Annotated in this window: 25 protein-coding genes and 1 pseudogene; 17 read left to right on the forward strand and 9 right to left on the reverse strand. The window is 69.4% G+C overall.

Annotation, left to right across the window (positions count from 1 at the left end; all coding sequences use genetic code 11):
- Positions 1-48 precede the first annotated feature (48 nt).
- The 4 genes and pseudogenes from ACQP1K_RS25775 (at position 49) to ACQP1K_RS25790 (ending at position 3,320) form a co-directional block, all read left to right on the forward strand.
- Positions 49-1,098 carry a quaternary amine ABC transporter ATP-binding protein gene (locus ACQP1K_RS25775; protein ID WP_433501648.1) on the forward strand — a complete coding sequence of 350 codons (1,050 nt, stop codon included), beginning with the start codon at positions 49-51 and terminating at the stop codon, positions 1,096-1,098.
- A 76-nt stretch (positions 1,099-1,174) separates the two neighbouring features.
- Positions 1,175-1,963, forward strand: a pseudogene (locus tag ACQP1K_RS25780) (ABC transporter permease); the annotation flags it as partial.
- 82 nt (positions 1,964-2,045) lie between these two features.
- Positions 2,046-2,933: a glycine betaine ABC transporter substrate-binding protein gene (locus ACQP1K_RS25785; RefSeq protein ID WP_433498271.1), complete on the forward strand. Its 888-nt coding sequence runs from the start codon at positions 2,046-2,048 to the stop codon at positions 2,931-2,933.
- 165 nt (positions 2,934-3,098) lie between these two features.
- The gene (locus ACQP1K_RS25790; RefSeq protein ID WP_433498272.1) at positions 3,099-3,320 is read left to right on the forward strand and encodes a hypothetical protein; all 222 of its coding nucleotides are present in this window, start codon (positions 3,099-3,101) and stop codon (positions 3,318-3,320) included.
- Between the two features lie 19 nt (positions 3,321-3,339).
- On the opposite strand, the gene ACQP1K_RS25795 is transcribed toward ACQP1K_RS25790, so the two are convergent.
- From ACQP1K_RS25795 to pdhA, 4 genes are all read right to left on the reverse strand, one after another.
- Entirely contained in the window at positions 3,340-3,636 is a 297-nt protein-coding gene (locus ACQP1K_RS25795; RefSeq protein ID WP_433498273.1) for a Dabb family protein, read from the reverse strand.
- Between the two features lie 286 nt (positions 3,637-3,922).
- Positions 3,923-5,278, reverse strand: coding sequence for a dihydrolipoamide acetyltransferase family protein (locus ACQP1K_RS25800; RefSeq protein WP_433498274.1), 1,356 nt, complete (start codon positions 5,276-5,278; stop codon positions 3,923-3,925).
- A 15-nt stretch (positions 5,279-5,293) separates the two neighbouring features.
- A complete protein-coding gene (locus tag ACQP1K_RS25805) occupies positions 5,294-6,268 on the reverse strand; it encodes an alpha-ketoacid dehydrogenase subunit beta (RefSeq protein WP_433498275.1) in 975 nt (324 codons plus the stop codon).
- Positions 6,265-7,368: a pyruvate dehydrogenase (acetyl-transferring) E1 component subunit alpha gene (gene pdhA, locus ACQP1K_RS25810; protein ID WP_433498276.1), complete on the reverse strand. Its 1,104-nt coding sequence runs from the start codon at positions 7,366-7,368 to the stop codon at positions 6,265-6,267. The genes ACQP1K_RS25805 and pdhA overlap by 4 nt, the downstream gene beginning before the upstream one ends.
- Before the next feature lie 284 nt (positions 7,369-7,652).
- Here pdhA and purS point away from each other — a divergent pair, with 284 nt between their 5' ends.
- The 4 genes from purS (at position 7,653) to purL (ending at position 11,579) form a co-directional block, all read left to right on the forward strand.
- Positions 7,653-7,898 (forward strand): phosphoribosylformylglycinamidine synthase subunit PurS, encoded by a 246-nt coding sequence (gene purS, locus ACQP1K_RS25815; RefSeq protein WP_055482590.1) that lies wholly within the window; start codon positions 7,653-7,655, stop codon positions 7,896-7,898.
- A 172-nt stretch (positions 7,899-8,070) separates the two neighbouring features.
- Entirely contained in the window at positions 8,071-8,520 is a 450-nt protein-coding gene (locus tag ACQP1K_RS25820; protein WP_433498277.1) for an ATP-binding protein, read from the forward strand.
- Positions 8,521-8,637: 117 nt separating this feature from the next.
- On the forward strand, positions 8,638-9,321 hold the full coding sequence (gene purQ / locus ACQP1K_RS25825) for a phosphoribosylformylglycinamidine synthase subunit PurQ (RefSeq protein WP_433498278.1): 684 nt from the start codon (positions 8,638-8,640) through the stop codon (positions 9,319-9,321).
- Positions 9,318-11,579, forward strand: a complete 2,262-nt coding sequence (purL, locus tag ACQP1K_RS25830) for a phosphoribosylformylglycinamidine synthase subunit PurL (protein ID WP_433498279.1) — start codon at positions 9,318-9,320, stop codon at positions 11,577-11,579. Before purQ ends, purL begins: the two co-directional genes overlap by 4 nt.
- A gap of 159 nt (positions 11,580-11,738) precedes the next feature.
- Here the strand turns inward: purL and ACQP1K_RS25835 are convergent, their stop codons facing one another.
- Entirely contained in the window at positions 11,739-12,635 is an 897-nt protein-coding gene (locus ACQP1K_RS25835; RefSeq protein ID WP_433498280.1) for a hypothetical protein, read from the reverse strand.
- Positions 12,636-12,952: 317 nt separating this feature from the next.
- On the opposite strand from ACQP1K_RS25835, the gene ACQP1K_RS25840 reads away from it, so the two are divergent.
- Entirely contained in the window at positions 12,953-13,411 is a 459-nt protein-coding gene (locus tag ACQP1K_RS25840; protein WP_433498281.1) for a sterol carrier family protein, read from the forward strand.
- Between the two features lie 17 nt (positions 13,412-13,428).
- On the opposite strand, the gene ACQP1K_RS25845 is transcribed toward ACQP1K_RS25840, so the two are convergent.
- On the reverse strand, positions 13,429-13,791 hold the full coding sequence (locus ACQP1K_RS25845) for a hypothetical protein (protein ID WP_433498282.1): 363 nt from the start codon (positions 13,789-13,791) through the stop codon (positions 13,429-13,431).
- Between the two features lie 342 nt (positions 13,792-14,133).
- Here ACQP1K_RS25845 and purF point away from each other — a divergent pair, with 342 nt between their 5' ends.
- The gene (purF, locus tag ACQP1K_RS25850; protein ID WP_433498283.1) at positions 14,134-15,576 is read left to right on the forward strand and encodes an amidophosphoribosyltransferase; all 1,443 of its coding nucleotides are present in this window, start codon (positions 14,134-14,136) and stop codon (positions 15,574-15,576) included.
- Positions 15,573-16,598 carry a phosphoribosylformylglycinamidine cyclo-ligase gene (gene purM / locus ACQP1K_RS25855; protein WP_433498284.1) on the forward strand — a complete coding sequence of 342 codons (1,026 nt, stop codon included), beginning with the start codon at positions 15,573-15,575 and terminating at the stop codon, positions 16,596-16,598. The genes purF and purM overlap by 4 nt, the downstream gene beginning before the upstream one ends.
- A gap of 216 nt (positions 16,599-16,814) precedes the next feature.
- On the opposite strand, the gene ACQP1K_RS25860 is transcribed toward purM, so the two are convergent.
- Together ACQP1K_RS25860 and ACQP1K_RS25865 are read right to left on the reverse strand one after the other, a co-directional pair.
- The gene (locus tag ACQP1K_RS25860) at positions 16,815-17,048 is read right to left on the reverse strand and encodes a DUF3073 domain-containing protein (protein ID WP_433498285.1); all 234 of its coding nucleotides are present in this window, start codon (positions 17,046-17,048) and stop codon (positions 16,815-16,817) included.
- 149 nt (positions 17,049-17,197) lie between these two features.
- A complete protein-coding gene (locus ACQP1K_RS25865) occupies positions 17,198-18,316 on the reverse strand; it encodes a Leu/Phe/Val dehydrogenase (RefSeq protein WP_433498286.1) in 1,119 nt (372 codons plus the stop codon).
- Positions 18,317-18,454: 138 nt separating this feature from the next.
- Between ACQP1K_RS25865 and ACQP1K_RS25870 the strand changes: the two genes are divergently transcribed.
- Entirely contained in the window at positions 18,455-19,321 is an 867-nt protein-coding gene (locus tag ACQP1K_RS25870; RefSeq protein WP_433498287.1) for a hypothetical protein, read from the forward strand.
- Between the two features lie 346 nt (positions 19,322-19,667).
- Positions 19,668-19,871, forward strand: a complete 204-nt coding sequence (bldC, locus tag ACQP1K_RS25875; protein ID WP_013133571.1) for a developmental transcriptional regulator BldC — start codon at positions 19,668-19,670, stop codon at positions 19,869-19,871.
- A 186-nt stretch (positions 19,872-20,057) separates the two neighbouring features.
- Here the strand turns inward: bldC and ACQP1K_RS25880 are convergent, their stop codons facing one another.
- A complete protein-coding gene (locus tag ACQP1K_RS25880; protein ID WP_433498288.1) occupies positions 20,058-20,798 on the reverse strand; it encodes a TetR/AcrR family transcriptional regulator in 741 nt (246 codons plus the stop codon).
- Between the two features lie 586 nt (positions 20,799-21,384).
- Between ACQP1K_RS25880 and ACQP1K_RS25885 the strand changes: the two genes are divergently transcribed.
- The 4 genes from ACQP1K_RS25885 (at position 21,385) to ACQP1K_RS25900 (ending at position 25,718) form a co-directional block, all read left to right on the forward strand.
- Positions 21,385-22,488: a LacI family DNA-binding transcriptional regulator gene (locus tag ACQP1K_RS25885; protein ID WP_433498289.1), complete on the forward strand. Its 1,104-nt coding sequence runs from the start codon at positions 21,385-21,387 to the stop codon at positions 22,486-22,488.
- 126 nt (positions 22,489-22,614) lie between these two features.
- Positions 22,615-22,911, forward strand: a complete 297-nt coding sequence (locus tag ACQP1K_RS25890; RefSeq protein ID WP_433498290.1) for a hypothetical protein — start codon at positions 22,615-22,617, stop codon at positions 22,909-22,911.
- A 210-nt stretch (positions 22,912-23,121) separates the two neighbouring features.
- Positions 23,122-24,033, forward strand: coding sequence for an N-acetylmuramoyl-L-alanine amidase (locus ACQP1K_RS25895; protein WP_433498291.1), 912 nt, complete (start codon positions 23,122-23,124; stop codon positions 24,031-24,033).
- Between the two features lie 38 nt (positions 24,034-24,071).
- Positions 24,072-25,718: a beta-N-acetylhexosaminidase gene (locus ACQP1K_RS25900; protein ID WP_433498292.1), complete on the forward strand. Its 1,647-nt coding sequence runs from the start codon at positions 24,072-24,074 to the stop codon at positions 25,716-25,718.
- The last annotated feature ends 67 nt before the right edge of the window (positions 25,719-25,785 follow it).

Consider the following 25,785-nt stretch of genomic DNA (forward strand, 5'->3'; position numbering starts at 1 on the left):
AGCAATTTCATTCAGGGGGAGGAAACGCCGCGAGGCGAAGCAATCACCGTGCCGGAAATACGCGCCGAGGGAGTTCACAAGGTTTTCTGCAGAAAACCTGAGCAGGTCGCCCGCCTGCTCGCCGAAGGGGCTTCCATCGAGGAAATTCGAGCCACCGGAGCCACGCCTGCCGTCCTCAATGCGACATTCGATGTGCAGCCAGGCGAGATATTCGTCGTCATGGGACTTTCCGGGTCCGGAAAGTCTACCATGCTCCGGATGTTGAACGGTCTGTGCACCCCGACATCGGGTCGCATTCATATCTCCGGAGAGGAGATCACCGCGCTGAAAGCGAAGGAACTGCGGAACCTTCGGCAGCGCGCGGTGAGCATGGTCTTCCAGAATTTCGCCCTGTTCCCCCATCGCAGCGTGGTGGAGAACGCCGCGTACGCACTGGAGGTGCGTGGCGTCCCGAAAGCGGAGCGGCTGGCGAAGGCCCGTGAGTTCCTCGGCCTGGTCGGCCTGACGGACTGGGCGGACCGGCTGCCGGGCCAGCTGTCCGGCGGGATGCGGCAGCGGGTCGGCCTGGCCCGCGCGCTGGCCGCCGAGACCGGCATCCTGCTGATGGACGAGGCGTTCAGCGCTCTGGACCCGCTCATCCGCCGGGATATGCAAGACCAACTCCTGAGCCTCCAGCGGAGCCTGGACAAGACCATCGTGTTCATCACGCACGATCTGGCCGAGGCGATGCGCATCGGCGATCGAATCGCCGTGATGCGGGAGGGCCGGATCGTGCAGATCGGCACCCCGCAGGAGATCCTCAGCGATCCCGCCGACGACTACGTCACCCGGTTCGTGCAGAACGTCGACCGCGGCACGATCCTCACCGCACAGGCCATCATGCTGCCGCCCGGCGAGACGCCGCCCCCCGACGAGGGGATCGCCGTACCGGCCCGGACCCCGCTCGCGGAGCTGCTCGCCCCCGCCGCGCAGAGTGCCGCTCCGCTCGCCGTCGTGGACGACGACGGCACGCCGCTCGGCGTGATTCCCCGGGAGACGCTGCTCAACGCGCTAGCCGGCCGACATACCGGACGAGAGCGGAAGGTGTCCCTTGGCTGACGGCCGGCTTCCCCGTATCCCCCTGGGCGAGGTGTTCGAGAGCGGTGTGGACTGGCTGACCGCCAATTTCGCGCCCGCGTTCGCCTGGGTGGAGAACGTCCTCGAGAGCGGGGTCTCGACCCTGGTCTCGATGCTCCTCGCACCACCCACTCTCGTCACGATCGCCTTGATGGCCGGTCTCGGCTGGTGGCTGCGCGGCTGGCGGTTCGGCCTGATCTCGCTGGTCATGGTGGCGCTGATCGACTCCATGGGCCAATGGGAGGCGGCGATGATCAGCCTGGCGCTGGTCCTGGTGGCCAGCCTGGTGGCCGGTGTGATCGCCTTCCCCCTCGGCGTGCTGGCCGCCAGGAACGACGCCTTCAGCAAGATGGTCCGGCCGGTGCTCGACTTCATGCAGACGATGCCGGCCTTCGTCTACCTGATCCCCGCCGTTGTGCTGTTCAGCATCGGCGTCGTACCCGGCATCGTCGCCACGATCATCTTCGCCATGCCGCCCGGCGTGCGCCTCACCGAGCTCGGCATCCGGCAGGTGAACCCCGAGATGGTGGAGGCCGGCGAGGCCTTCGGCGCGCCACCCGCGCAGATCCTGGGCCGTGTGCAGATCCCCCTCGCGTTGCCGTCCATCATGGCCGGGGTCAACCAGGTCATCATGCTCGCCCTGTCAATGGTGGTCATCTCCGGAATGGTCGGTGCCGGTGGACTCGGCGGAGTCGTGCTCGAAAGCATCACCCGGCTGCAGATCGCCAGCGGTTTCGAAGGCGGCCTCGCCGTGGTCATTCTCGCCATTTACCTCGACCGGGTAACCGCCGGTCTGGGCGCACGTTCCGCCGTCGCGCGCGCGGAAAGGACCGCCCAGCACGCCTGAACGCCTCACCCGATGTATGAGCAACACCAATAGGAAGGACCCCACTGTGCGGATCGTCAGAGGCCCCCGACGCCTCCTGACCATGATCGCTGCTACTGTCGCCCTCGCCGTACTCGCCGCGGGCTGTGGCGGGAGCGGCGGCGGTGAGACATCGGCCGTCCCGCAGGGCGACGACACCCCCAAGAAGGCCATCACGATCGGGTGGATTCCATGGGACGAGGACATCGTCGTCACCCACCTCTGGAAGAAGATCCTCGAGACCAAGGGCTATGAGGTCAAGCTGGTCAACCCCGACGTGGCCCCGCTCTACGCCGGCGTCGCCAAGGGCGACATCGACCTGTTCTTCGACTCCTGGCAGCCCATCACGCACGCCGACTACATGCAGAAGTACGGCGACGACCTGGAAGACCTGCAGGTCTGGTACGACAACGCCAAGCTCACCCTGGCCGTGCCCGACTACATGACGGACGTCAAGACCGTCGAGGACCTCAAGTCCAAGGCCGGTGAACTGGACGGGAAGATCGTGGGTATCGAGCCCGGCGCCGGTCTGACCCGCGTCACCGAGAAGGAGGTCATGCCCGGTTATGGGCTGGACGGCGACTACAAGCTGCTGAAGTCCTCCACCGCGGCGATGCTGGCCGAGCTGAAGAAGGCCGTCGAGGCCGAGAAGCCGATCGCGGTCACCCTGTGGCGTCCCCACTGGGCCTATGCCAAGTTCCCGATCCGGGACCTCGAAGACCCCAAGGGCCTGCTCGGAGCGGCCGAGGAGATCCATGTGATCGGCCGCAAGGGCTTCAGCGCCGACTTCCCCGAGGTGGCCGGCTGGCTGAAGAAGTTCACCATGACCGACGAGCAGCTCGGCTCCCTGGAGGACCTGCTCCTCAACACCCACAAGAAGGGTGAGGAGGAGAAGGCCGTGGACGAGTGGCTGTCGGCCAACCCCGGCTTCAGCACCTCGATCACCGGCTGACCCGCCGCCTGGTTCGTACGGCCGTCGCCCCTCCGGGCGGCGGCCGTACCCGGTTTGGAAGGAGATCCGTTAGACGCCACCGGTAGTGTGGTCGCGCGGGCCGGGTATGACCGATTCCGTACGAAGCCTTTACCTCGCTACTACCAGCGTCCCGGAGGTCGCACGATGGGCATCGGGGTCAGTATCTTCTTCATCACGCTCGGCGCGATCCTGAAGTTCGCCATCGAGCCCGACGTCCTGGGCGACTCCGTGCACATCGATGTCATCGGGGTGATCTTCATGTGCGTCGGAGCCGCCGGTCTGCTGCTCAGCATCGTCCTCGGCTCCCGGCGCGGCGAGACCTCCGATCGGCAGCTCCTGGATCAGGAGAACCGGCCCGACGTGTGACCCGGCGCGGGCTCCGATGTCAGGCGGTGTGGTACTGCACGGCGGCGCGGCTCGCGAGGATGGGCGTGATGCACTCGTCGATCACGGCGCGGTGCGCCGGATGATCGCGGTAGATGGCGTAGTCCTCGGGGGAGTCGAAGTCGGCGACGACCGCGAAGGAGAAGTTGCCCCGGCCGACCCCGGCGTCGGGCCCCACCACGTAGCCGCGCAGCTCCGGGATCACCCCGGGCAGGTCGCGCAGCCGCTTGGCCACCTCCGCCTTCTGTTCCTCGGTGGCGTCCTCGATCCAGCTCAGCAGCACCACATGCCGGAACATGGTCTTCCTCTCTCCGTCGCGTCCACCCACCCTCTCACAGCCCGGGCCGATTCATCGACGCGAGCCCGCCCGGGGTGAACCGTGATTCGCCCCTCATCGGATATCCGATGAGGGGCGGCTGCGGGCCGTCGGGGAGACGGCCGACGGTCGGCGGCGCGCGGCCGGAGCGTGACGACGACGGAGCCGGGGACCGCTGGACGGCCCCCGGCCCCGCTCGCGTGCCACGCCGTACAACCTTGCCCCGCCGTGGGGCCTGCCTCGCCGCACGGGCCGTCGAGGTCGGGCGTCAGCTCCAGGCGAGCATGCGCAGCGGGTCCTCCAGCATGTCGCCCACGTCACGCAGCATACGGGAGCCCAGCTCGCCGTCGACCACCCGGTGGTCGAACGACAGCGCCAGCGTGGTGACCTTGCGCACGGCCAGCTGCCCGTCGACCACCCACGGCATGTCCCTGATCTGGCCGAAGGCCAGGATCGCCACCTCGCCCGGGTTGATGATCGGAGTGCCGGAGTCGACGCCGAAGACGCCGATGTTGGTGATCGTGATCGTGCCGCCCGACAGATCGGCAGGCGTACAACGGCCGGCCCTGGCCCGCTCGGTGAGCTCGCCCAGCGCGTGGGCCAGCTCCGGCAGCGAGAGCGCGTCCGCGTCCTTGACGTTGGGGACGATCAGGCCACGCTCGGTGGCGGCCGCGATGCCGAGGTTCACGTAGTGCTTGACGATGATCTCTTCGTCGGTCCACGTGGCGTTGACCATCGGGTGCCGCTTGACCGCGGTCATCAGCGCCCTGGCCACCAGCAGCAGCGGGGAGACCTTGACGTCGGCGAAGTCGGGCAGCCGCCGCAGCCGTCCGACGGCCTCCATCGTCGCCGTCACATCCACCTGGAGGAACTCGGTGACGTGCGGTGCCGTGAACGCGCTCGCGACCATGGCCTGCGCGGTCGCCCGTCGCACACCCCTGACCGGAATCCGCTCCTCGCGGCCGGGCGCGCGTCCCGCCTCCCGCCGGTGGACGGCGGGCGGAGCCGTTCCTGCGGCGGCCTCCACGTCCGCCCGGGTGATCGACCCGTGGGGGCCGGTGCCGGTGAGGGTGGTCAGGTCGACGCCGAGATCGCGGGCGAGCTTGCGCACCGGCGGCTTGGCCAGGGCCCGCGCCTCACCCGGTGCCGCCGGCACGGCGGGAACGGGCGTCGCCGGCCGCGCAGGATGGGCGGGAGGGGCGGAGACGGTGGCCTGGGTGCCACCGCCGTTCGCCGGAGCCGCCTTCCGCGGGCGGCGCCGGGTGGCGCTCGCCTTGACCCCGTAGCCGACGAGCACCGGTTCCCGCTTCTCGGTCTTCCCGGTCTTCCCGGTTTTCTCTGGCGCCGCTTCCGGTGCGGCCTCGGCGGGGGGCGCGCCGTCGTCGTCGCCCGTCCGCACCGAGATGATCGGGGTGCCGACCTCGACGGTCTGTCCCTCGGCGGCCATCAGGGCCGACACCGTGCCCTCGAACGGGCACGGCAGCTCGACCACGGCCTTGGCGGTCTCGATCTCGACGATCGTCTGGTTGACCTTCACCGTGTCGCCCGGCGCGACGTGCCATCTGACGATCTCGGCCTCCAGGAGGCCCTCGCCCACATCGGGGAGCTTGAACTCACGGAGCATGAGAAACCCGCTCTCTCAGTAGGCGAACGCGCGGTCGACGGCTTCGAGCACCCGGTCCAGGTCGGGCAGGTAGTACTCCTCCAGGCGGGACGGCGGATAGGGGGTGGAGAATCCGCCCACGCGCAGGACCGGGGACTCCAGATGATAGAAGCAGCGCTCGCTGACCCGCGCCGCCACCTCGGCGCCGAGACCGGTGAAGATCGGCGCCTCGTGGACCACCACGCAGCGGCCGGTCCGCCGGACGGACTCCTCCAGCACGCCCATGTCCAGCGGGTTGAGCGAGCGCAGGTCCACCACCTCCAGGTCGCGCCCGTCCTCCTCCGCCGCGGCTGCGGCCTCCAGGCAGGTCTTGACCATCGGGCCGTACGCGACGAGCGTCACGTCGCGGCCGTGCCGTACGACCCGGGCCCGGTCGAGCGGCAGGCCCGGCGCGGCCAGATCGATGTCGGCCTTGTCCCAGTAGCGACGCTTGGGTTCGAAGAAGATGATCGGATCGTCGCTCCGGACCGCGTCCTGGATCATCGTGTAGGCGTCCACCGGGTTCGAGCAGGCCACCACCCGCAGCCCGCCGGTGTGCGTGAAGTACGCCTCCGGGGACTCCGAGTGATGCTCGACGGCGCCGATCCCGCCGCCGCAGGGGATGCGGACGACGATGGGCAGCTTGAGCGCGCCCAGCGAACGCAGCGGCATCTTGGCGAGTTGTGTGATGATCTGGTCGGCCGCCGGGAACACGAACCCGTCGAACTGGATCTCGCAGATGGGCCGGTAGCCGCGCATGGCGAGACCGATCGCCGTACCGATGATGCCCGACTCGGCGAGCGGCGTGTCGATCACGCGGTCCTCGCCGAAATCCTTCTGCAGGCCGTCGGTCACCCGGAAGACGCCGCCGAGCTTGCCGACGTCCTCTCCCATCACGAGGACCTTCGGGTCGCTTTCCATCGCGCGGCGCATGCCCTCGTTGAGCGCCTTGCCGAGAGTGAGTGTGGTCACCGCTCGCCTCCGCCCTCGAAGCCCGCAAGGTAGGTCAGGTACTGCTCGCGCTCCTCGTCCATGAGAGCATGCGGCTCCGCGTAGACATGCTGGAAGATCGCCTCCGGCTTCGGGTCGGGCATGGCCAGGCACCGGGCCCGTATGTCCTTGCCCAGCGCGTCGGCCTCCTCGTCGATCTTGTCGAAGAACTCCTGGTCGGCGAGCTGGTTCTTGAAGAGGTAGGCCTTCACGCGCTCGATCGGGTCCTTCAGCTTCCAGGCCTCCAGCTCGTGGGCCAGCCGATAGCGGGTCGGGTCGTCGGAGGTGGTGTGCGCGCCCATCCGGTAGGTGTACGCCTCGATGAGCGTCGGCCCCTGCCCCTCGCGGGCGTTCCGCAGCGCCTGGCGGGTCACCGCGAGGCAGGCGAACACGTCGTTGCCGTCGACCCGTACGCCCGGGAAGCCGAAGCCCGAGGCCCGCCGGTACAGCGGGATCTTCGTCTGCCGTTCCATCGGCTGGGAGATCGCCCACTGGTTGTTCTGGCAGAAGAACACCACGGGCGCGTTGAAGACCGAGGCCCAGATGAACGCCTCGTTCACGTCACCCTGTGCGGACGCCCCGTCGCCGAAGTAGACGATCGTGGCGGCATCGGCGCCGTCACGCTGGACGCCCATGGCGTAGCCGACCGCGTGCAGCGTCTGGGAGCCGATGACGATGGTGTAGAGGTGGAAGTTGTGGTCAGCCGGATTCCAGCCGCCGTGGTTCACGCCGCGGAACATGCCGAGCAGCTTGACCGGGTCGACGTCGCGGCACCAGGCCACGCCGTGCTCCCGGTAGGTGGGAAAGGCCATGTCCGTGGCGGCCAGCGCCCGGCCCGAGCCGATCTGCGCGGCCTCCTGACCGAGCAGGGACGCCCACAGGCCGAGTTCGCCCTGCCGCTGGAGGGCCACGGCCTCCAGGTCGACGCGGCGCACCAGAACCAGGTCCCGGTAGAGGGAGCGGACCTCTTCCGTGGTCAGCTCGATGTCGTAGTCGGGGTGCTCGACCCGCTCCCCTTCGGGGGTGAGCAGCTGAACGAGATCCTGGGGTGCGTCAACACCACGAGGGACGTCGCTTGTCACGTGCCTCTCCTGTGCGTCATGGGCCGTCCGCGGGTGGGGTCGCCACCATCGTGAGGCCGGGTCTCCTCAGGCGTACGGCCGCTGGGTGGGCGGCCACGCCCTCCTGCGGACATCGTGGCAGAGGCGACACCCCACTGCACAAGACCCCACACCTTCCCTATATCCCTACCGCATGTGACCACACCCTGCCCCATCGACACCCTGTGCCCGGCGCGGCCGTACCGTGCCAACTCGGTAGGCTTGACCGGAAGTTCCATCCCACCTCGCCCACCTGGAGGAACAACGTGGCGCGCGTCATCGTCGACGTCATGCTCAAGCCGGAGATCCTCGACCCGCAGGGGCAGGCCATCGCCGGCGCCCTGCCGCGGCTCGGTTTCTCCGGTGTCTCCGCCGTGCGGCAGGGCAAGCGGTTCGAGCTGGAACTGGACGGCCCGGCCGACGAAGCCGCGCTTTCGGATGTCCGGAAGATGGCCGAAACCCTGCTCGCCAATACGGTGATCGAAGACTTCTCGATCAAGGTCGAGGAGTAAAGTGACGCAATTCACACCCTAACAACCGGACATAAATCCCCGAAAGGGGCAAGGGTCCGTCTAGAACATCGTCGGCGGGCAGACCGCAAACAATGGGACGGTGGTTTTGCGGTTAGCCCCGATTCATCGGGGAAGCCTACCCTGGTGACCTTCGACACCGGGGAGGGGTCCGGTGGGTATTGAGTTCTCGTTGGCCATGCCGCGAGATGCGATCGGCATCCCCATGGTGCGCAGAGTGGTGGGGGACACCCTGCGTTCACTGGGCGTCACCGAGGAATGCGTGGCCGACATTCTCCTGGCCACCTCGGAGGCCTGTGCGAACGCCGTACGCCATGGCGGGCCGGCCAAGCGATACGTGATCCGCGGCACCATCGCCAACGGCCGCTGCGAGTTGCGTGTCAGCGATCGCGGCAACGGTCTGGGGACCGTGCCCAGGCGATTTCCTGGCGGCGACGTCGAGAACGGCCGGGGCATTCTGATCATGCGGGCCGTCGTGGACGACATCTCCTTCGACATCAAACCCGGCCGCGGCACGACCGTACGGCTCTGCAAGGAGCTCGACTGGACGGACGACTCCATCGCCCACCATCTCACCCTCGACCGCCAACTGGCCGGCGTCTGATCATCCGACTCGTCCGGGGGCTCGCCCGCTCGAACGCCTCCGATACTCTGAGGTGTACCGCGCTTGGTTCCTCCCCAGGGCACAAGCCTGGGGTCTCCACGCTCAAGGAGAGATTCGATGAGCGCTGCCCGGGTGGGCATCGTCACTTTCCCCGGAACACTCGACGACCAGGACGCCGCGCGAGCCGTACGGCTGGCCGGAGCTGAGGCCGTGCCGCTGTGGCACGCCGACCGCGACCTCAGGGGGGTCGACGCCGTCTTCCTCCCCGGCGGGTTCTCCTACGGCGACTACCTGCGGTGTGGCGCCATCTCGCGCTTCGCCCCGCTGATGGACGAACTGATCCCGGCCGCCCGGAGCGGGCTGCCGGTGCTGGGCACCTGCAACGGGTTCCAGATCCTCTGCGAGGCGCACCTGCTGCCCGGTGCGCTGACCCGCAACGCCGGCCTGCACTACATCTGCCGTGACCAGCGGATCCGGGTCGAGAACACCGAAACCGCGTGGACCCGCGAGTTCACGCCGGGCCAGGAGATCGTGCTGCCGATCAAGCACGGCGAGGGGCGCTACGTCGCCGACGCGCAGACGCTGGCGGCGCTGGAGCGGGACGGCCGGGTCGTCTTCCGGTACACCGGTGGCAACCCGAACGGCTCACTCAACGACATCGCCGGGATCGCCAACGAGGCCGGGAACATCGTGGGTCTGATGCCCCACCCCGAGCACGCGGTCGAGGAGCTCACCGGCGCGCCGAGTGTGGACGGCCGCGGCTTCTTCACCTCGATACTCAAGAAGCTGGTGAACGCATGAGCCTCGACACCGTCAAGCGCGCCCTGGAGACGCCCGACGAGCAGCAGCCACACGTCGAGCTGGGCATGAAGGACGACGAGTACGAGCGGGTCCGCGAGATCCTCGGGCGGCGTCCGACCGGCGCCGAGCTCGCCATCTACTCGGTCATGTGGAGCGAGCACTGCTCCTACAAGTCCTCGAAGGTCCACCTCCGGCAGTTCGGCACCAAGGCGCCCAAATCGGAGGCGCTGCTCGTCGGCATGGGCGAGAACGCCGGCGTGGTCGACATCGGCGACGGCTGGGCGGCCACCTTCAAGATCGAGTCACACAACAGTCCGTCGTACGTCGAACCCCACCAGGGCGCGGCGACCGGCATCGGCGGCATCGTCCGCGACATCATGTCGATGGGCGCCCGGCCGATCGCGGTCATGGACTCGCTACGTCTCGGCGGTGCGACCCAGCCGGACACCCGGCGCGTGCTGCCCGGCGTTGTCGGGGGCATCAGCGGCTACGGCAACTGCCTCGGCCTGCCCAACATCGGCGGCGAGGTCGTGTTCGATCCCTGCTATATCGGCAACCCGCTGGTCAACGCCCTGTGCGTGGGCCTGCTGCGCAAGGACCAGATCAAGCTCGCCACGGCGCCGGGCCCCGGGAACAAGGTCGTGCTGTTCGGCGCGCGTACCGGCGCCGACGGCATCGGCGGGGCCTCCGTGCTCGCCTCGGCCACGTTCGAGGAGGAGTCGCAGGCCAAGCGGCCGGCCGTACAGGTCGGCGACCCGTTCATGGAGAAGCTGCTGATCGAGTGCTGCCTGGAGCTCTACCAGGCGGACGTGGTGGTCGGCATCCAGGACCTCGGCGCGGCCGGGGTGTCCTGCGCCACGACAGAGCTGGCGGCCAAGGGCACCGGCGGCATGTACGTGGATCTCAACCTCGTCCCGCTGCGCGATCCGACGCTGCGGCCCGAGGAGATCCTGATGAGCGAGTCGCAGGAGCGGATGATGGCCGTCGTCGCGCCCGACGACATCCCGGCCTTCATGGCAATCTGCGCGAAGTGGGACGTCCCGGCGACCGTCATCGGCGAGGTCACCGACACCGGCAGGCTCGTCATGACCTGGAACGGCGAGGTCATCGTCGACATCCCGCCGGGCACCGCCGCCGACGACGGGCCCGTCTACGAGCGGCCGCTCGCCGAGCCGGCCGGGCAGGCCGCGCTCAACGCCGACACCCCGGACCGCCTGCCGCGTCCCGCTCGGGACCGGCTGCGCGAGACCCTGCTCACCCTTCTCGGCTCGCCCAACCTGGCGTCCAAGGAGTGGGTGACCTCACAGTACGACCGCTACGTCCGCGGCAACACGGTCCTCGCCCAGCCCGCCGACGCCGGGATGCTGCGGATCTCCGAGGTGATGCCCGGCGCGCAGGAGACCACCCGCGGGATCGCGCTGGCGACCGACGGCAACGGCCGCTACGCCAAGCTCGACCCCTACACGGGAGCCCAGCTCGCCCTGTCGGAGGCGTACCGGAACGTGGCCGTCACGGGTGCCAGTCCGCTGGCCGTGACGAACTGCCTCAACTTCGGCTCGCCGGAGGACCCCGAGGTCATGTGGCAGTTCGCCGAGGCCGTACGCGGGCTCGCCGACGCCTGCCGGACGCTCGGCGTGCCGGTCACCGGCGGCAACGTCTCGTTCTACAACCAGACGGGGACCGACGCCATCCACCCGACGCCGGTCGTCGGCGTGCTCGGCGTCATCGACGACGTCTCCCGACGCGTCAGGCACGGTTTCGTCGCCGACGGCCTGCGCGTGATGCTGCTCGGCGAGACCGGGGAGGATCTCGGCGGCTCGGAGTGGGCGCACGTCGTACACGACCACCTGGGCGGGCTGCCACCGCAGGCGGACCTCGAGGCCGAGCGGCGCCTCGCGTCCGTGCTCGTGACGGCGGCCGCCGAGGGCCTGCTGGAGGGCTCGCACGACCTGTCCGACGGCGGCCTGGCCATCGCGCTCGCCGAGGCCTGCCTGGCTCACGGCATCGGGTGCTCGGTGACCCTGCCCGGCGACGACCCGTTCGTCGACCTGTTCAGCGAGTCCGTCGCGCGTGCGCTGGTCTGCGTACGGCCCGAGGCCTTCGACACGCTGGCCGAGCTGTGCGCCCGGCAGGATGTCCCCTGTCACGGCCTGGGCACCACCGGGGGCACGGCGCTCAAGGTCGATGGTCTCTTCGAGATCCCGGTCGATGAGCTGCGCGAGGTCCACACGAAGACGCTGCCGAGCATCTTCGGCTGATCCGACGGCGAAGGCCCTTCCGGGAGAGGCTTCCGGAAGGGCCTTCGCCGTCGCCCGTACGGCTACCGCCTCGCGCGTGGTGGCCGTACGGGGGTATCGAGGGTGCGGACCTGGTGGAGCCCCCACAGGCTCCACCAAATCGCACCAGGCGTGGCGAGGTCAGCCGGCGCAGATCACGTAAGCGGTGCCGGATGCGTTCTTGCCGGAGACCGTCCACCCGGTCGGCTTACCACCGCTGACCGCGGGAGCACTGGCGAAGATCTGCCCGGATTGACTGCCACCCGACATCGAGAAGCCGCCGCCCGTGGCGACCTTGCCCGAGTCACAGGAAACGGTCTGCGTGCCGCCATGACCTCCGAATTGGAAGTTCTTGGTCTGGACGGAGACATTGCCCAGACCGCCGCCGCCGGGCCCGGCCGGGCCCTGGGGACCGGCGGGACCGCGCTCGCCGTCCTTACCCGCCGGGCCTGCGGGGCCCTGCTTACCCTGCAGTCCCCGCGGACCGGTGTCGCCCTTCGGACCCTGAGGACCCCGCGGACCGGCCGCACCCGCGTCACCCTTCGGACCCTGCGGACCGGCCGCACCCGTGTCGCCCTTCGGACCTTGAGGGCCCTGCGGACCGGCCGCACCCGCGTCACCCTTCGGGCCCTGCGGACCGGCCGCACCCGCGTCACCCTTCGGACCCTGAGGGCCCTGCGGACCGGTCGCACCCGTGTCGCCCTTCGGACCCTGCGGACCCGTGGGACCTGCCGGGCCCTGCCTGCCCTGCAGTCCCCGCGGACCGGTGTCGCCCTTCGGACCCTGCAGACCACGCGGGCCCTGGGGACCCTGCGGACCGGTGCCGCCGATGCCCACCGGGCCCTCAGGCCCCGGCTGACCCTTCTGGTTCCACGACACCTTGTACTCGGTCTTCCGGCACTTGGTCGTGACGCCGACATGGCGCATGTAGCGCGTCTTCTTGTTGACACACGCGTAGAGGACGGTATCGCTCGCGGTCGAGGCGGTGGCCGTACCACCGACGACGAAAAGCGATCCGGCGAGCGCGCCGACCGTCATCAGGCCTATGGTGCGTCCACCCGGCAACTTGAGAGCCACGGGTTTCCCTTTCTGAGGCACACGAGGTGCTTTGTGCTCAAGACAAAGGAGTGACGATTCACTCCGCGCACAAGTTGACACCGCACACATCACGTATGCGCATCACCACCGCACGCAAACACCCCGGTAAGGGGATGAGCCGTCCCCTTAGGTACGCCCCGGGCGGCGGTCATGGATGCGGCGCCACCCCCGGTCGACGCCCCGATCGACGCACTCCCTGCTCGGGGCGGGCCGGGCGGCCCCCTGCAGAAGCCGGGGTGATCGGGCAGAATGGGCGGATGCCGCCGCGGAGACCGGATCCGGAGAAGGTTCGTGGGGCGCTCGACGCCCAACTCGCCGAACTGGGCGAGCCGCCGTTCGACGGTCCAGACGGCGATGTGCCGGACGCGTGCGCACGGGCGGTGCTCGCCGCATACGACACCGGCCTGAAACCGGTCAGGGACGCGGCGCGTTTCGCCGTACGGCTCCTGCTGGACGAGCTGGCGGCTCGGGCGCCCGGGCGGTCGGTGGAGGTGCGCGTGCCGCCGTACGCCGCCGCGCAGTGCGTGGCGGGGCCGCGGCACACCCGGGGCACCCCGCCCAACGTCATCGAGACCGACCCGCGGACCTGGCTGGAGCTGGCCATCGGCACACTCTCATGGGCGGAGGCGACCGCCGCCGGGCGCATCTCAGCGAGCGGGGCCCGGGCCGATCTGTCGGCGCACCTGCCGCTCCGTCAGACCTCGGGCCTGTCCTGACCTGTCCGGTGACCCGTCTAGCCCAATCTGCCGCCGAGCTTGTCCTCCACGCAGTTCTGCACGGCCTCCTGGTCCGGGTAGAGCGCCGGATCGAAGCAGTCGCGCAGGCCCGTGTCGCTGAGCCAGTTGTTGAACAGCACCACGAAGATCACTGCGAGGATCAGGGTCGCGATGCTCAGCGCGAGACCGATGACGGCCCGCCGCCGGTTGGACCTCCTGACCGTCGCCACGATCCCCACGATGAGCCCGGGGACGGCGACCAGCGCCCCGACGCCGCACACGGGCAGCAGGACGAGACCGGCGATGCCGAGCACCAGCGCCGCCGTGCCCAGCCCGCCACCGGTCGGCGGCGGTGGCGGCCAGCCGCCCGGCGGTCCCACCGGCCCCGAAGGCGGTGGGGGCAGCGGCCCCCCGTACGGACCCTGTCCGTACGGACCCTGTGGTGGCTGCTGGTGGGAGCCCTGGCCTTCGCCGGGAGGGCGTGGGCTTTCAGGGGAGGACGGGCCTTCTGAAGGGCGTGATTCGGGTTGCCGAGGGCGATCGGGGAAGTCGGGTGTCGCCACGGTGATCCCTTCCATAGGTGATTTCAGGGGCTGCCGGAACGGCCAGAATCTCCCGAAAATCACGGCAAGGCCAGGGACGACACGGCAAAGTGGGGTCGATCCTTCCGGTGAGAGTCGACCAGCCCCCGGTCCGAGCAGCGTCGCCGTCCAAATAGACTCATGTACGTGTTGAAGGGCGACGGCCGGCTGGGCCATGACCTCGACCCCCAGGACCACGCTCCGAAGGACGCGTGTGGCGTCTTCGGCGTCTGGGCTCCCGGGGAGGACGTCTCCAAACTCACCTACTACGGCCTGTACGCACTGCAGCACCGCGGACAGGAGTCAGCGGGCATCGCGGTGAGCGAGGGCGACCGCATCCTCGTCTACAAGGACATGGGGCTCGTGGCCCAGGTCTTCGACGAGTCCATCCTCGGCACGCTACGCGGCCACCTGGCCATCGGGCACTGCCGCTACTCCACCACCGGATCGAGCGTCTGGGAGAACGCGCAGCCCACACTGAACTCCACCGACACCAGTGGGCTGGCGCTCGCGCACAACGGCAATCTGATCAACACGGCGCAGCTCGCCGAAAGCGTCGTACCGGGTTCCATCAGGGCCACCACCGACACCGAGGTGTTGACCGCCCTTCTCGCGAAGCAGGGCTCACGACCGGTGGAGGACGTGGCGGCCGAGCTGCTGCCGCAGGTGAAGGGCGCCTACTCGCTGGTCTGGATGACCGAGACGACGCTGTTCGCCGCCCGCGACCCGCAGGGCATCCGACCGCTCGTGCTGGGCCGGCTGGAGCGCGGCTGGGTGATCGCCTCCGAGACCGCCGCCCTCGACATCGTCGGCGCCTCCTTCATCCGCGAGGTCGAGCCCGGTGAGCTGCTGACCATCGACGAACGCGGAGTGCGCTCCCGGCGGTTCGCCGCCGCCGAGCCCAAGGGCTGCCTGTTCGAGTACGTCTACCTCGCCCGCCCCGACACCACCATCGCCGGGCGTGGCGTGCAGACCACCCGGGTGGAGGTCGGCCGCGTCCTGGCCCGCGAGCACCCGGTGGACGCCGATCTCGTCATTCCCACGCCCGAGTCCGGCACGCCGGCCGCGATCGGCTACGCCGAGCAGAGCGGCATCCCGTACGGCCAGGGCCTGGTGAAGAACTCCTACGTCGGCCGTACGTTCATCCAGCCGTCGCAGACCATCCGGCAGCTCGGCATCCGGCTGAAGCTCAACCCGCTGCGCGAGGTGATCCAGGGCAAGCGCCTGGTCGTGGTGGACGACTCGATCGTCCGGGGCAACACCCAGCGCGCCATCGTCAAGATGCTGCGCGAGGCGGGCGCCACCGAGGTGCATGTACGGATCTCCTCGCCACCGGTGGCCTGGCCCTGCTTCTACGGCATCGACTTCGCGACGAGGGCCGAGCTGATCGCCGGATCGCTGACGACAGAGGAGATCAGGCACTCCCTCGGCGCCGACTCACTCGGCTACATCTCGCTTGAGGGGTTGACTCGGGCGACCACGCTGCCCGCCGACCGGCTCTGCCGGGCCTGCTTCACCGGCGAGTATCCGATCCCGATCGAGGAAGACAGAGTGGGGAAGTTCGTGCTGGAGGCCCAGCGATGACCAGCTACGCCGCGGCCGGTGTCGACATCGAGGCCGGTGACCGCGCCGTCGAGCTGATGAAGTCGCGGGTGGCACGCTCCCGGCGTCCGGAGGTCGTGGACGACGCCAGCGGCTTCGCCGGGCTCTTCGACGCCTCCGCGTTCCTGCACTACCGGCGGCCGCTGCTCGCGACCTCCACCGACGGCGTCGGCACCAAGGTGATGCTGGCCCAGCGGCTCGGCAAGCATGACACGATCGGCATCGACCTCGTCGGCATGGTCGTCGACGACCTCGTTGTGTGCGGGGCCGAGCCGCTCTTCATGACCGACTACATCGCGTGCGGGAAGGTCGTGCCCGAGCGCATCGCCGACATCGTCGGCGGTGTGGCGGAGGGCTGCCGCCTGGCCGGCTGCGCGCTGATCGGCGGGGAGACGGCAGAGCATCCCGGCGCGATGGGCCCCGAGGAGTACGACCTGGCCGGAGCGGGCACCGGAGTGGTCGAGGCCGACGAACTGCTCGGCCCCCACCGGGTCGTGCCCGGCGACGTCGTGCTCGGCCTGGCCTCAAGCGGAGTCCACTCGAACGGATACTCCCTTGTGAGGCATGTCATATCGACCGCCGGGCTGAGCCTGGAGCGGGAACTGCCCGAACTGGGCCGGACGCTCGGCGAGGAGCTGCTCGAGCCGACCCGGATCTACTCCCTGGACTGCCTCGCGCTGATCCGGGAGACCGAGGTCCACGCGCTGGCCCACATCACCGGCGGCGGGCTCGCCGCCAACCTGGCCAGGACTCTCCCTGACGACGCCGACGCCCTCCTGGACCGCGGCTCGTGGACGCCTCCCGCGATCTTCGAGGTGCTGGCCGGTCACGGCAAGGTCCCGCAGACGGAGATGGACCGTACGTTCAACCTGGGCGTGGGCATGTGCGCCATCGTCCCCGCCGGGCAGGCCGACCGGGCGATGGAACTGCTGAACCGGCGCGGGGTGCCCACCTGGATGCTCGGCGAAGTCGTCGCCGGCTCCGGGCAGGCCAGGTTCCGCTGATGTGCCCGGCACCGATACGCCCGCGGGAGGACCGGCCCGGACGGAAGCGATCCCTCCGGCGGCATGCCCGAAAGCGTGCCGAACTCACGTGTCCGGCGGGCGTCCCGTCTGACACGCACCCGGCACCCGGTGGCAGCACCGATCAGCCGGACAGGCAAGCAAGCCGCCCGGCGGGGCGAACCCCACCGGACGGCTTACCTGGCACTCACAAACGGATCAACGGCGCCCACGCCGCTCGCTGGTCTCGCCCTCGTCTTCGTCGTCGACGGCGTAGTCGGCATAGCGACTTGCCAGCTCTTCGTAAGGGTCATGCTCCTTGTTGCGGCCGGAATCGTCCTCGTCCACGACTCCGAGCTCCGCGCGCAGGCGCTCAAGATCCGTTCCGCCGCTGTTGTACTTCAACCGACGGGCGACCTTGACCTGCTTGGCCTTTGCTCGGCCGCGCCCCATTGGCTCGACCCCCTCATGCGGGGCCGTGCCCGACCCCTCGTCACTAACGCACCGCGCACTGACGCACTGACTTCAGGCGCCAGTCTCTCACTCGCCTATTACCGTACCTGGTTTGTGCGCCGCTCGGTACGTCGTACCAGTGGCGCTGGTCAACGTCGGAGCCAAATGCCCCTCAGCCGACCTACTTCCGACATTCTTCGCTCCGCCAGCCTATCCGCTGCGGCCCCCGGAGGGACGCCTTCCATGTCGGCCATCTCAAAGATCTTGAGGGTGGTGTCGAAGATCCGGGCGGCCCTCGCCCTCGCCCTGGCCATGTCGAAGCCCTCGATCTCGTCGGCCACCTGGATGACGCCCCCGGAGTTCACCAGGTAGTCGGGCGCGTAGAGGATGCCCCGCTCGGCGAGTTGCTTCTCCACGTCCGGGTGCGCGAGCTGGTTGTTGGCCGCGCCACACACGATCTTGGCCTTGAGCCGGGGGACGGCCGCGTCGTCGAGCGACCCGCCGAGCGCGCACGGCGCGTAGACGTCGATGTCGGCGGCGGTCAGCGCCGCGGTGTCGGTGACGACCTCGACCGACGGGTGGCGCCGCCGCACCCGCTCGACCGCCTGCTCGGACAGGTCGCAGACCACGACCTCGGCGCCGTCCTCGATCAGGTGATCAACGAGACGGTGCCCTACTTTGCCCAGCCCCTCGACCCCGACCCGGCGGCCCCTCAGGGAGGAAATTCCGTACATGTGCTCGGACGCCGCCCGCATGCCCTGGAACACGCCGAAGGAGGTGAGGATGGAGGAGTCGCCCGCGCCGCCGTGTTCGGGGGTCCGGCCGACGACATAGGCGGACTCGCGGGCGATGAGGTCCATGTCCTCGGCGTAGGTGCCCACGTCGCAGGCGGTGTAGTAGCGGCCGCCGAGCGACTGGATGAACCTGCCGTAGGCCCGCAGCATGGCCTCGTTCTTGGCGGTGGCCGGATCGCCGATGATGACGGCCTTCGCGCCACCCAGGTCGAGCCCGGCCAGGGAGTTCTTGTACGCCATGGCGCGGGAGAGATTGAGCACATCGGCGAGTGCGGCCTGCTCGCTCTCGTAGGGGTAGAACCGGGTGCCGCCGAGTCCCGGCCCGAGGGCGGTGCTGTAGATCGCGATGATCGCGTACAGACCACTGCGTTCGTCAGAGCAGAAAACGACCTGTTCGTGCTTCACCGGCTGGATGGGGGTCGCGTCCTTTGCGGGGCTGGCGTCCTTGTGGGAGAGCCCGAAGACGTCGGTCACGATGGTGACTCCTGATCGCCTCTGTTCGCCGCCTCCTTGCGGCGAATCTCCTCTCAGCTTACCGACGTGCACAGGAAACGATCATGAAAAGTCGGGACGGTACTGCACATGGTGTCGGCGTCGTGGCACGATTCTGGTGTGCTCCCCTACGCTGCCTATCTCCGCGTGTACGAGCCGCTGACCGCCTTCGCCCCGCAGGATCAGGTCAGCTGGGCCCGCTATGCCGAGTCCAGAACCCGGCCGCGACGGGCCGGTGCGCTCGAGGTCGAGCACGGCGAGTCGCTTCGCCGGCTGATGTGCGTGCCTCCGGTGCCGGCCCCGGAGGAGGAGAGCCCGAACGCGTACCTGCGCCGGGTTGAGGAGATGCTCTACGTCTGCCCGTGGCAGAGCAGGCTGCGGTCGTGGCTGGCCTTCACGTCGTTCCGCGGCAGCCTGCCCATCAGACTGGCCGATCGGTTCGTCCCTGACAAGATCGCCGAGCAGACCGCCGACGACTTCGACCGGTTCAAGCGCTATGAGCACTCACTGCGCACCCACATCAGGACCAGCACCTGGCATGTCCCGACGCCGTGGTTCGTCCCGTTCGACTCGGCGGAGCGGTGGTTGGTGCTCGGCTCCGAGGCGGTCGGCGAGGGCGCCGTGCCGACCACGACGGCGCCGCCCAGGAACATGCTGTACGTCACCTCGATGGCGCAGGCGCGACGCCGGGTGGCCCGTGCCCTTGTGACGATCCGGCGGCATGTCGGCCAGGTGGCGGCCCTGAGCGACGTCGAGGACGTGGGCCGCTGGCTGGAGGAGTTCCACCCCCACTCCCTGGTCGAGCTCGACTACGGCGGCCTCGTCCACCTGATGGACGACAACACGCTCCAGGGCGACCAGTCCGTGGCCGAGGTGGCCACCGCTCTCACGAGTTTGGACAACGGTCAGGAGGAGCTTGCCTTCGCGATGTATCAGCGGGTCATTCTTCGCTGGAGGTCGATCAAGGCCCTGGAAAGGGCAAACTGATCGTAATGAAAGGGCCGTGACCTGCACGATCTGGTCACAGGACATTCGATCTCACATCTACGAACTGAGCAGTTTGCCGTTTTCACTGCGATACCACGAACCGTGTCGCTAGAATCACCGAGCGTGACATCAACCCGTGGTCGAGATGTTGTGCCCGGAGGGCTCGCCAATCGCACTGCGTGGCTGTATGGTCACATCGGGTGATGCCGCAAATGATCCTGGAAAACCGCACATTTGGGTCATTTGCTGACATCCCTGGCAAGCGTCAGACCAGACAAGCGCCAGAAAGGACCAGCGCGGCCAAGACGTCGCTGTCGCCGGTCCACACGGAGGAGAGGCCGCAGAAATGTCAGCTCGTACACCCGAGGCCGAGCCACTGCTCACCCCGGCGGAGGTCGCCACCATGTTCCGCGTCGACCCCAAGACCGTCACCCGCTGGGCGAAGGCGGGCAAGCTGACGTCCATCCGTACCCTCGGGGGTCACCGGCGCTACCGGGAGACCGAGGTCCGGGCACTGCTCGCGGGGATTCCGCAGCAGCGCTCCGAGTAACACGGGGCCGTCACCCGCAAGCGGGAGAACCGAACGCGCTCCGTCGGGAGATGTGAGCGCCTCAGCACGAGCCCGTGCTCACCATGGGTTACGGGTCATATGGGGGGCCGGCGCCGCCCGCCCGGCGCCTCCCCGCTACCCGGCCGTTTCCCGCCGAAGCGGTCACCTGTCACACCTGCCGGACTGTCACCGTCGCAGATGCGCCAGCAGCCGTGCCACCTCCTGGTCGTGCTCGGCCGCCGCGGTCAGCAGCGCGACCATCTGATCCACCAGCATCCGTTCGAGCTCGCCCCGCTCCATGTCACGGTGCTCCAGCCAGTCGAGCCCGGCAGTCTCGACCACGGCGATCCACGATCTCAACGTGACGCGGAGCATCGGGCCCGGCGTACCGTCCCACATCGCGCTCAAGATGAGCCGGAGCATACGCTGCCGTACACCGTCGACGATCTCGCCGACCTCTCCGGCACGGTTGGCGGGACCGCCTCTGAGCAGCGCGGCGAACCCCGTCGCGTGCTCCTCCACGAAGTCGAAATAGCGGGTCAGCCCGCGCGCGATCTCGTCCACGGGACCGGTGCCCCACCTCCGCACCCCGGCCTCGTCGGGCGTCGTCTCCCCGCCCGGTGCCTCCGCGCCTTGTACCTCCGCGCCGGGTGCCTCCGCGCCGCGGGGATGGAGCCTCGCGTCCAGTTCCTTGGCCGCGCTGCGCAGCGCCGCCACGTAGAGCTCCTGCTTGCCGCCGAAGTAATGGTAGACGAGCGCCCGTGACGCGCCCGCCGAGGCGGCGACGTCGTCGATCGAGACGTCCTCGGCGTCATGCTTGCTGAACAGGTCCAGTGCGGCGGCGATCAACTCCTCCCGCCGCCGGTCCACGCTCAGCCTGCGCCGGACCCGCCGTGTGCTCTCTCCCAGCTGGCGTGTGGCACCCACACCTTGAACACTATCGGGTCGATCCGCAGCTTTTCTCCCCTCGCAGATGCACTGATCAAGACCCTCAGTCGCCGAACCGGATTCGGTAGATCGGGCATCCCCAACGCCCGGAGGAACGGCCAGGGCCCCCACCCCTGACGACCAACGACCACACAGGAACCACCGACTCACCCCACGGCGAACAAGCCGACCTCCCAACGACGCCCAGCCACAATCGGGCATCCCCAACGCCCGGAGGAACGGCCAGGGCCCCCCACCCCTGACGACCAACGACCACACAGGAACCACCGACTCACCCCACAGCGAACAAGCCGACCTCCCAACGACGCCCAGCCACTATCGGGCATCCCCAACGCGCGGAGGAACGGCCAGGGCCCCCCACCCCTGACGACCAACGACCACACAGGAACCACCGACTCACCCCACAGCGAACAAGCCGACCTCCCAACGGCGCCCAGCCACTATCGGGCATCCCCAACGCGCGGAGGAACGGGCAGGAACCAGCATTACGGCCTTAACCCGTACCCTCTGGGCAACTCGATCGTTTGGTGTGTCAGATGCACGTCCACGCATCGTGGGGAGAGCCATGTCAGGACCGTCCATGCAGACCACTGCCCGGAACAGCGTCGGCGTATCGCTGCCCGACAGCGGGCTGCCCGATGGATTCAGCCCACGGCCGCGGCCCACGATCCGGAATGTGGCCGAGCGTGCCGGAGTGTCCAAGTCGCTGGTGTCCCTTGTGCTCAGGGGATCACCTCATGTGAGCGAACATCGCAGGGAGGCGGTCCTCCAGGCGGCCAGGGAGCTCGGGTACCGCCCGAACGCGGTGGCCCGCAGCCTCGTGGAGGGCCGCACCCACCTGGTGGGCGCCCTGGTGGCCGATCTGCACAACCCGTTCTACGCCGAGTTCCTGGACGGACTGCAGGAGAGCCTGCACGGCGACGGTCTGCGATTACTGATCGGCAGCGGCCGTTGGGATCCGGCGTTCGAGGACGAGGCCGTGGAGGCGTTCCTGGAACTACGCGTGGACGGCCTGGTCATGTTGGGCATCGCCCCGTCCAGCGACACACTCGCCGAGGCCGCCGCCTACACCCCGACGGTGGTGGTGGGCGAACGCGACGTGGAGCTCGAGGGCATCGACATCGTCGTCGACGACGACCAGCTCGGGGCGAGGCTGGCCGTCGACCATCTGGTGGAACTCGGTCACCGGCAGATCGCGCACATCGAGGGGACGCCGTCGTCGGCCGCCCGCTGCCGCTGTGAGGGATATCTGATGGCCATGCGCCGGCACGGGCTGGCCCCGCACATCATGGTCGAGCACGGAGACTTCACCGAGGAGAGCGGCCGGCAGGCGGCGCTGGCCCTGCTGCGCCGTACGCCTCGGCCGACCGCGGTCTTCGCGGCCAACGACATCGTGGCGATGGGCGTGCTCACGGCCGCGAGCGAGCTTGGCCTGCGAGTGCCCCAGGACCTGTCCGTGGTGGGGTACGACAACACGCATCTGGCGGCGGTGAACCAGATCTCGCTCACCAGCGTCGACCAACCGCGGCGGGCGATGGGGCGGTCGGCAGCCGCCCTGCTCAGCGACCGCATCTCGGAACCGGGCAAATCCTCCAGACTCCGGCAGGTGACCCCCCAACTGGTCGTCCGGCGCAGCACCGGGCCCGTGCCAAGCGAGGTCCAAAGCTAGGTCAACCGCCGACGTGTCGTCTCGCGGCGGTGTTGACTCGTGCCATGACGCCGACCCCGGCGAGTCAGCGGCATCGGGGGGACCCGCCGGGGCGGCGACCGCGTTTCGCGAGAATCGGGGGGTTTCATGCGTGATCCGGAGCTGGTCTCCTGCGCACAGCGGGCGGCCGATGAGCTGGAACGGGCCTGGGTGCACTGGCGGGAGGCCCGCGGGCTGGCCATCAGCGGCGACGAAGGCATCGCCGACTCCGTGGCGAGCTACGTCGCCCATTCGATCGAGCACCCGTGGGGGCGCCCCCGGGTGGTGCTGGGGCTCGACGCGGCGGACGCCCGCGAGCTGGCCGCCCTCCTGCATGGACAGGACACCGCCTCATCCGCGCGAGCCCCGCACGCGGCCGGGCTCTCCGCGGTGCCGGGAGCCTAGCCGTCCCGTGCTTTCGAGGTGCGATGGCATGGTCATGTGTGCTTTGCGCGTAGGTTGGTTTCACAGGGGAGTGTCTGACAGATGCCGCCCGCTGCGAGCGTCGGACGCACTCGCCGGGCTGAGGAGGGGCTGATGGGCTGAGCCCGTCGGCGACTCCTGGCAGTACATGGTTCGTCGGACACGACCGGAGCCTCGCGAAGGGATTCGAGCGTGACCAGTCGACCACTCGCCGCCGCGGTTCTCGGCCTGTGGGGGCTCGGCACCCTGGTCGCCTGCGGCGCCTCTCCAGAGGCCGGGGGTGGTCCCGAAGACCTCGACGCCGGGGGCCGTGCCCCCACTCGTACGGCAAACACGCCGCAGGCCGATGCCCGGACGACACCGCAGGCCGATTCCGAGGCGACGGCACCCGCCGATGGCCGGGCCGGGGCGGACGGCGCCACGCGGAACGCGTCCCAGGCGAAGCCGCTGGCCGGGAAGGTCGTCGTCATCGATCCCGGCCACAACGGCGGCAACTGGCGGCATTCCCGGGAGATCAACAGGCAGGTCGACGTCCTCACCAAGCTGAAGGCCTGTGACACCACCGGCACGTCGACCGACGACGGCTACACCGAGGCGGCGTTCACCTGGGACGTCTCCAAGCGGCTCGCGAAGCGGCTGAGGAAAATGGGCGCCGTGGTCAAGCTCACCCGCGCCGACAACACGAGTTGGGGCCCGTGCATCACCGAGCGGGCGGCGATCGGGAACCGGGCCGGGGCGGACGCGGCGATCTCGGTCCACGCCGACGGCGCGCCGCCGAGCGGCCGGGGTTTCCACATCATCGTCCCCAAGAAGATCAACGGCCCGGTCGACCCCGTCGTCGGCGACTCCGTACGGCTGGGCCGTACGATCAGAGACGCCTTCCGCCGCGGCACCGGCCTGCCGTACTCGAACTATCTGGGCAGGAACGCGCTCGTCGCCCGCAGCGACCTCGGCGGGCTCAACCTCTCGAAGGTGCCGAAGATCTTCCTCGAGTGCGGGAACATGCGGAACGCGCGGGACGCGGCCGACTTCAAGGACGGGCGGTTCCGGCAGCGCATCGCCGACTCCCTGGCCCGTGGCCTCCGGGACTATCTGCTGCACTGATCCGACCGGACGACCGGATGTTTGGCATGATCTAGGGCATGGATCGCCTCCTTCCGCGGCCCTGCGTGGCCGAGCGTGAGCCCGGTGTCTTCGAGCTCACTCCCGGCTCCGCGGTCCGCGGGCCGGCCGCCCTCGTGGATGCCGTACGGCTCTCGCTCGCCGTGCTCGACCTCCGCCCGGATGCCGCGGGCGCGGACGCCGTCGCGGCGGTAAGCGTGATCGAGGACGCCGCACTCGGCCCCGAGGCGTACGAGATCGAGATCACCGCCGAAGCGGTGCGGATCGTCGCAGCCGACCGGGCCGGCGCCTTCTACGCCGGGCAGACGCTGCGGCAGCTGCTGCCCGCCGAGGCATACCGGGCTGCCGCCGTTCCCGGCACGACCTGGACCATGCCACGCGGACGGATCGCGGACGCGCCCGCGCTCTCCTGGCGTGGCGCCCACCTCGACGTCGCACGCAACTTCCTGCCCAAGCGGGAGGTGCTGCGGATGATCGACCTGCTGGCCCTGCACAAGCTCAACCGGCTCCACCTGCACCTCGTGGACGACCAGGGGTGGCGGGTGGAGAGCCGGGCCTATCCGCTGCTCCACGAGGTGGGCTCGCACCGGGATCGGACGACCACCAGCCACTACCGGGAGGAGCCGGCCTTCGACGGCGTGCCGCACGGCGGGTACTACACGCTGGCTGACCTGGCGGAGATCTCCGCCTACGCGGCGGCCCGGGCGGTCACCGTCGTGCCGGAGATCGACGTGCCGGGGCATGCCTCGGCGATCCTGGCGGCCTACCCGCGGTTCGGGGCACGGCCGGAGGAGCGCCATCGGGTGCTGGACCGGTGGGGCATCTCACCGGCGATCCTCTCCCCGCTGCCGGCCACGGTCGACTTCCTCACCGCCGTCTTCGACGAGGTGATCGGCGCGCTGGGGGCCGTGCCGTACTTCCACATCGGGGGCGACGAGTGCGTGCTGGACGCCTGGGCGGCCTCGGCCGAGATCTCCGCGTACCAGACGGAGCTGGGTCTGGCCGCCCCCGCCGATCTGCACGCCTGGTTCCTGCGCCGGCTGGCCGACGTGCTCGCCGTGCGCGGATGCCGGGCGGTCGTGTGGGATGAGGCGTTCGTCAGCGGGATGCTCAGGCAGGACACGGTGGTCATGCCGTGGCGCGGCCCCGAGGTGGGACGGCGAGCGGCGGCGGCCGGCCACGAGGTCGTCGCGACGCCGGTGTTCCCCCTGTACTTCGACTACGTGGAGGCGGCCTCGCCGGAGGAGCCCCTGGGCATCGGTGAGACGATCACGCTGGCCGACGTGGCGGCCTTCGCGCCGGTGCCCGCCGAGTGGTCGGACGCGGAGCGTGCCAGGGTGATCGGCATGCAGTTCCAGCTCTGGAGCGAGCGCATTCCCGACGGGCGGACGCTCGACTACCGGGCCTGGCCGCGTGGCTGCGCGGCGGCCGAGATCGCCTGGACCGGGACGCCCGCCGCGGACCGCTTCGCCGGCCGTCTTGACGCCCATCTCGCCCGGCTGGACGCCTTCGGGGTGGAGTACCGCCCGCCGACGGGACCGCGGCCGTGGCAGCGGGGCGGCACCGGGTGGCGGCGGCACCGGCCCGGTGTCATCGACGTGCACGAGGTGATGCGGCACCTGTACGACCTGACCCGGTCGGCGGACTCCACCCGTCCCAGCCTGTGACACCGCGAGATCACGAAGGGTGTTCGAGATCACAGGTGGTGTTTCCCCGGATCGGGGACCTGACCTG

Source organism: Sphaerimonospora sp. CA-214678, from assembly GCF_050942215.1.
Taxonomy (GTDB): Bacteria; Actinomycetota; Actinomycetes; order Streptosporangiales; family Streptosporangiaceae; genus Sphaerimonospora.

What these genes read in the sequence shown, in the direction of transcription:
- ACQP1K_RS25785 (WP_433498271.1), top strand. Translation starts at nt 2,046, where the DNA reads ATGATCGCTGCTACTGTCGCCCTCGCCGTACTCGCCGCGGGCTGTGGC.
- ACQP1K_RS25790 (WP_433498272.1), top strand. Translation starts at nt 3,099, where the DNA reads ATGGGCATCGGGGTCAGTATCTTCTTCATCACGCTCGGCGCGATCCTG.
- ACQP1K_RS25795 (WP_433498273.1), bottom strand. Translation starts at nt 3,636, where the DNA reads ATGTTCCGGCATGTGGTGCTGCTGAGCTGGATCGAGGACGCCACCGAG.
- ACQP1K_RS25800 (WP_433498274.1), bottom strand. Translation starts at nt 5,278, where the DNA reads ATGCTCCGTGAGTTCAAGCTCCCCGATGTGGGCGAGGGCCTCCTGGAG.
- purQ (WP_433498278.1), top strand. Translation starts at nt 8,638, where the DNA reads ATGAGCGCTGCCCGGGTGGGCATCGTCACTTTCCCCGGAACACTCGAC.
- purL (WP_433498279.1), top strand. Translation starts at nt 9,318, where the DNA reads ATGAGCCTCGACACCGTCAAGCGCGCCCTGGAGACGCCCGACGAGCAG.
- ACQP1K_RS25835 (WP_433498280.1), bottom strand. Translation starts at nt 12,635, where the DNA reads ATGACGGTCGGCGCGCTCGCCGGATCGCTTTTCGTCGTCGGTGGTACG.
- ACQP1K_RS25840 (WP_433498281.1), top strand. Translation starts at nt 12,953, where the DNA reads ATGCCGCCGCGGAGACCGGATCCGGAGAAGGTTCGTGGGGCGCTCGAC.
- purF (WP_433498283.1), top strand. Translation starts at nt 14,134, where the DNA reads ATGTACGTGTTGAAGGGCGACGGCCGGCTGGGCCATGACCTCGACCCC.
- purM (WP_433498284.1), top strand. Translation starts at nt 15,573, where the DNA reads ATGACCAGCTACGCCGCGGCCGGTGTCGACATCGAGGCCGGTGACCGC.
- ACQP1K_RS25860 (WP_433498285.1), bottom strand. Translation starts at nt 17,048, where the DNA reads ATGGGGCGCGGCCGAGCAAAGGCCAAGCAGGTCAAGGTCGCCCGTCGG.
- bldC (WP_013133571.1), top strand. Translation starts at nt 19,668, where the DNA reads ATGTCAGCTCGTACACCCGAGGCCGAGCCACTGCTCACCCCGGCGGAG.
- ACQP1K_RS25885 (WP_433498289.1), top strand. Translation starts at nt 21,385, where the DNA reads ATGTCAGGACCGTCCATGCAGACCACTGCCCGGAACAGCGTCGGCGTA.
- ACQP1K_RS25890 (WP_433498290.1), top strand. Translation starts at nt 22,615, where the DNA reads ATGCGTGATCCGGAGCTGGTCTCCTGCGCACAGCGGGCGGCCGATGAG.
- ACQP1K_RS25900 (WP_433498292.1), top strand. Translation starts at nt 24,072, where the DNA reads ATGGATCGCCTCCTTCCGCGGCCCTGCGTGGCCGAGCGTGAGCCCGGT.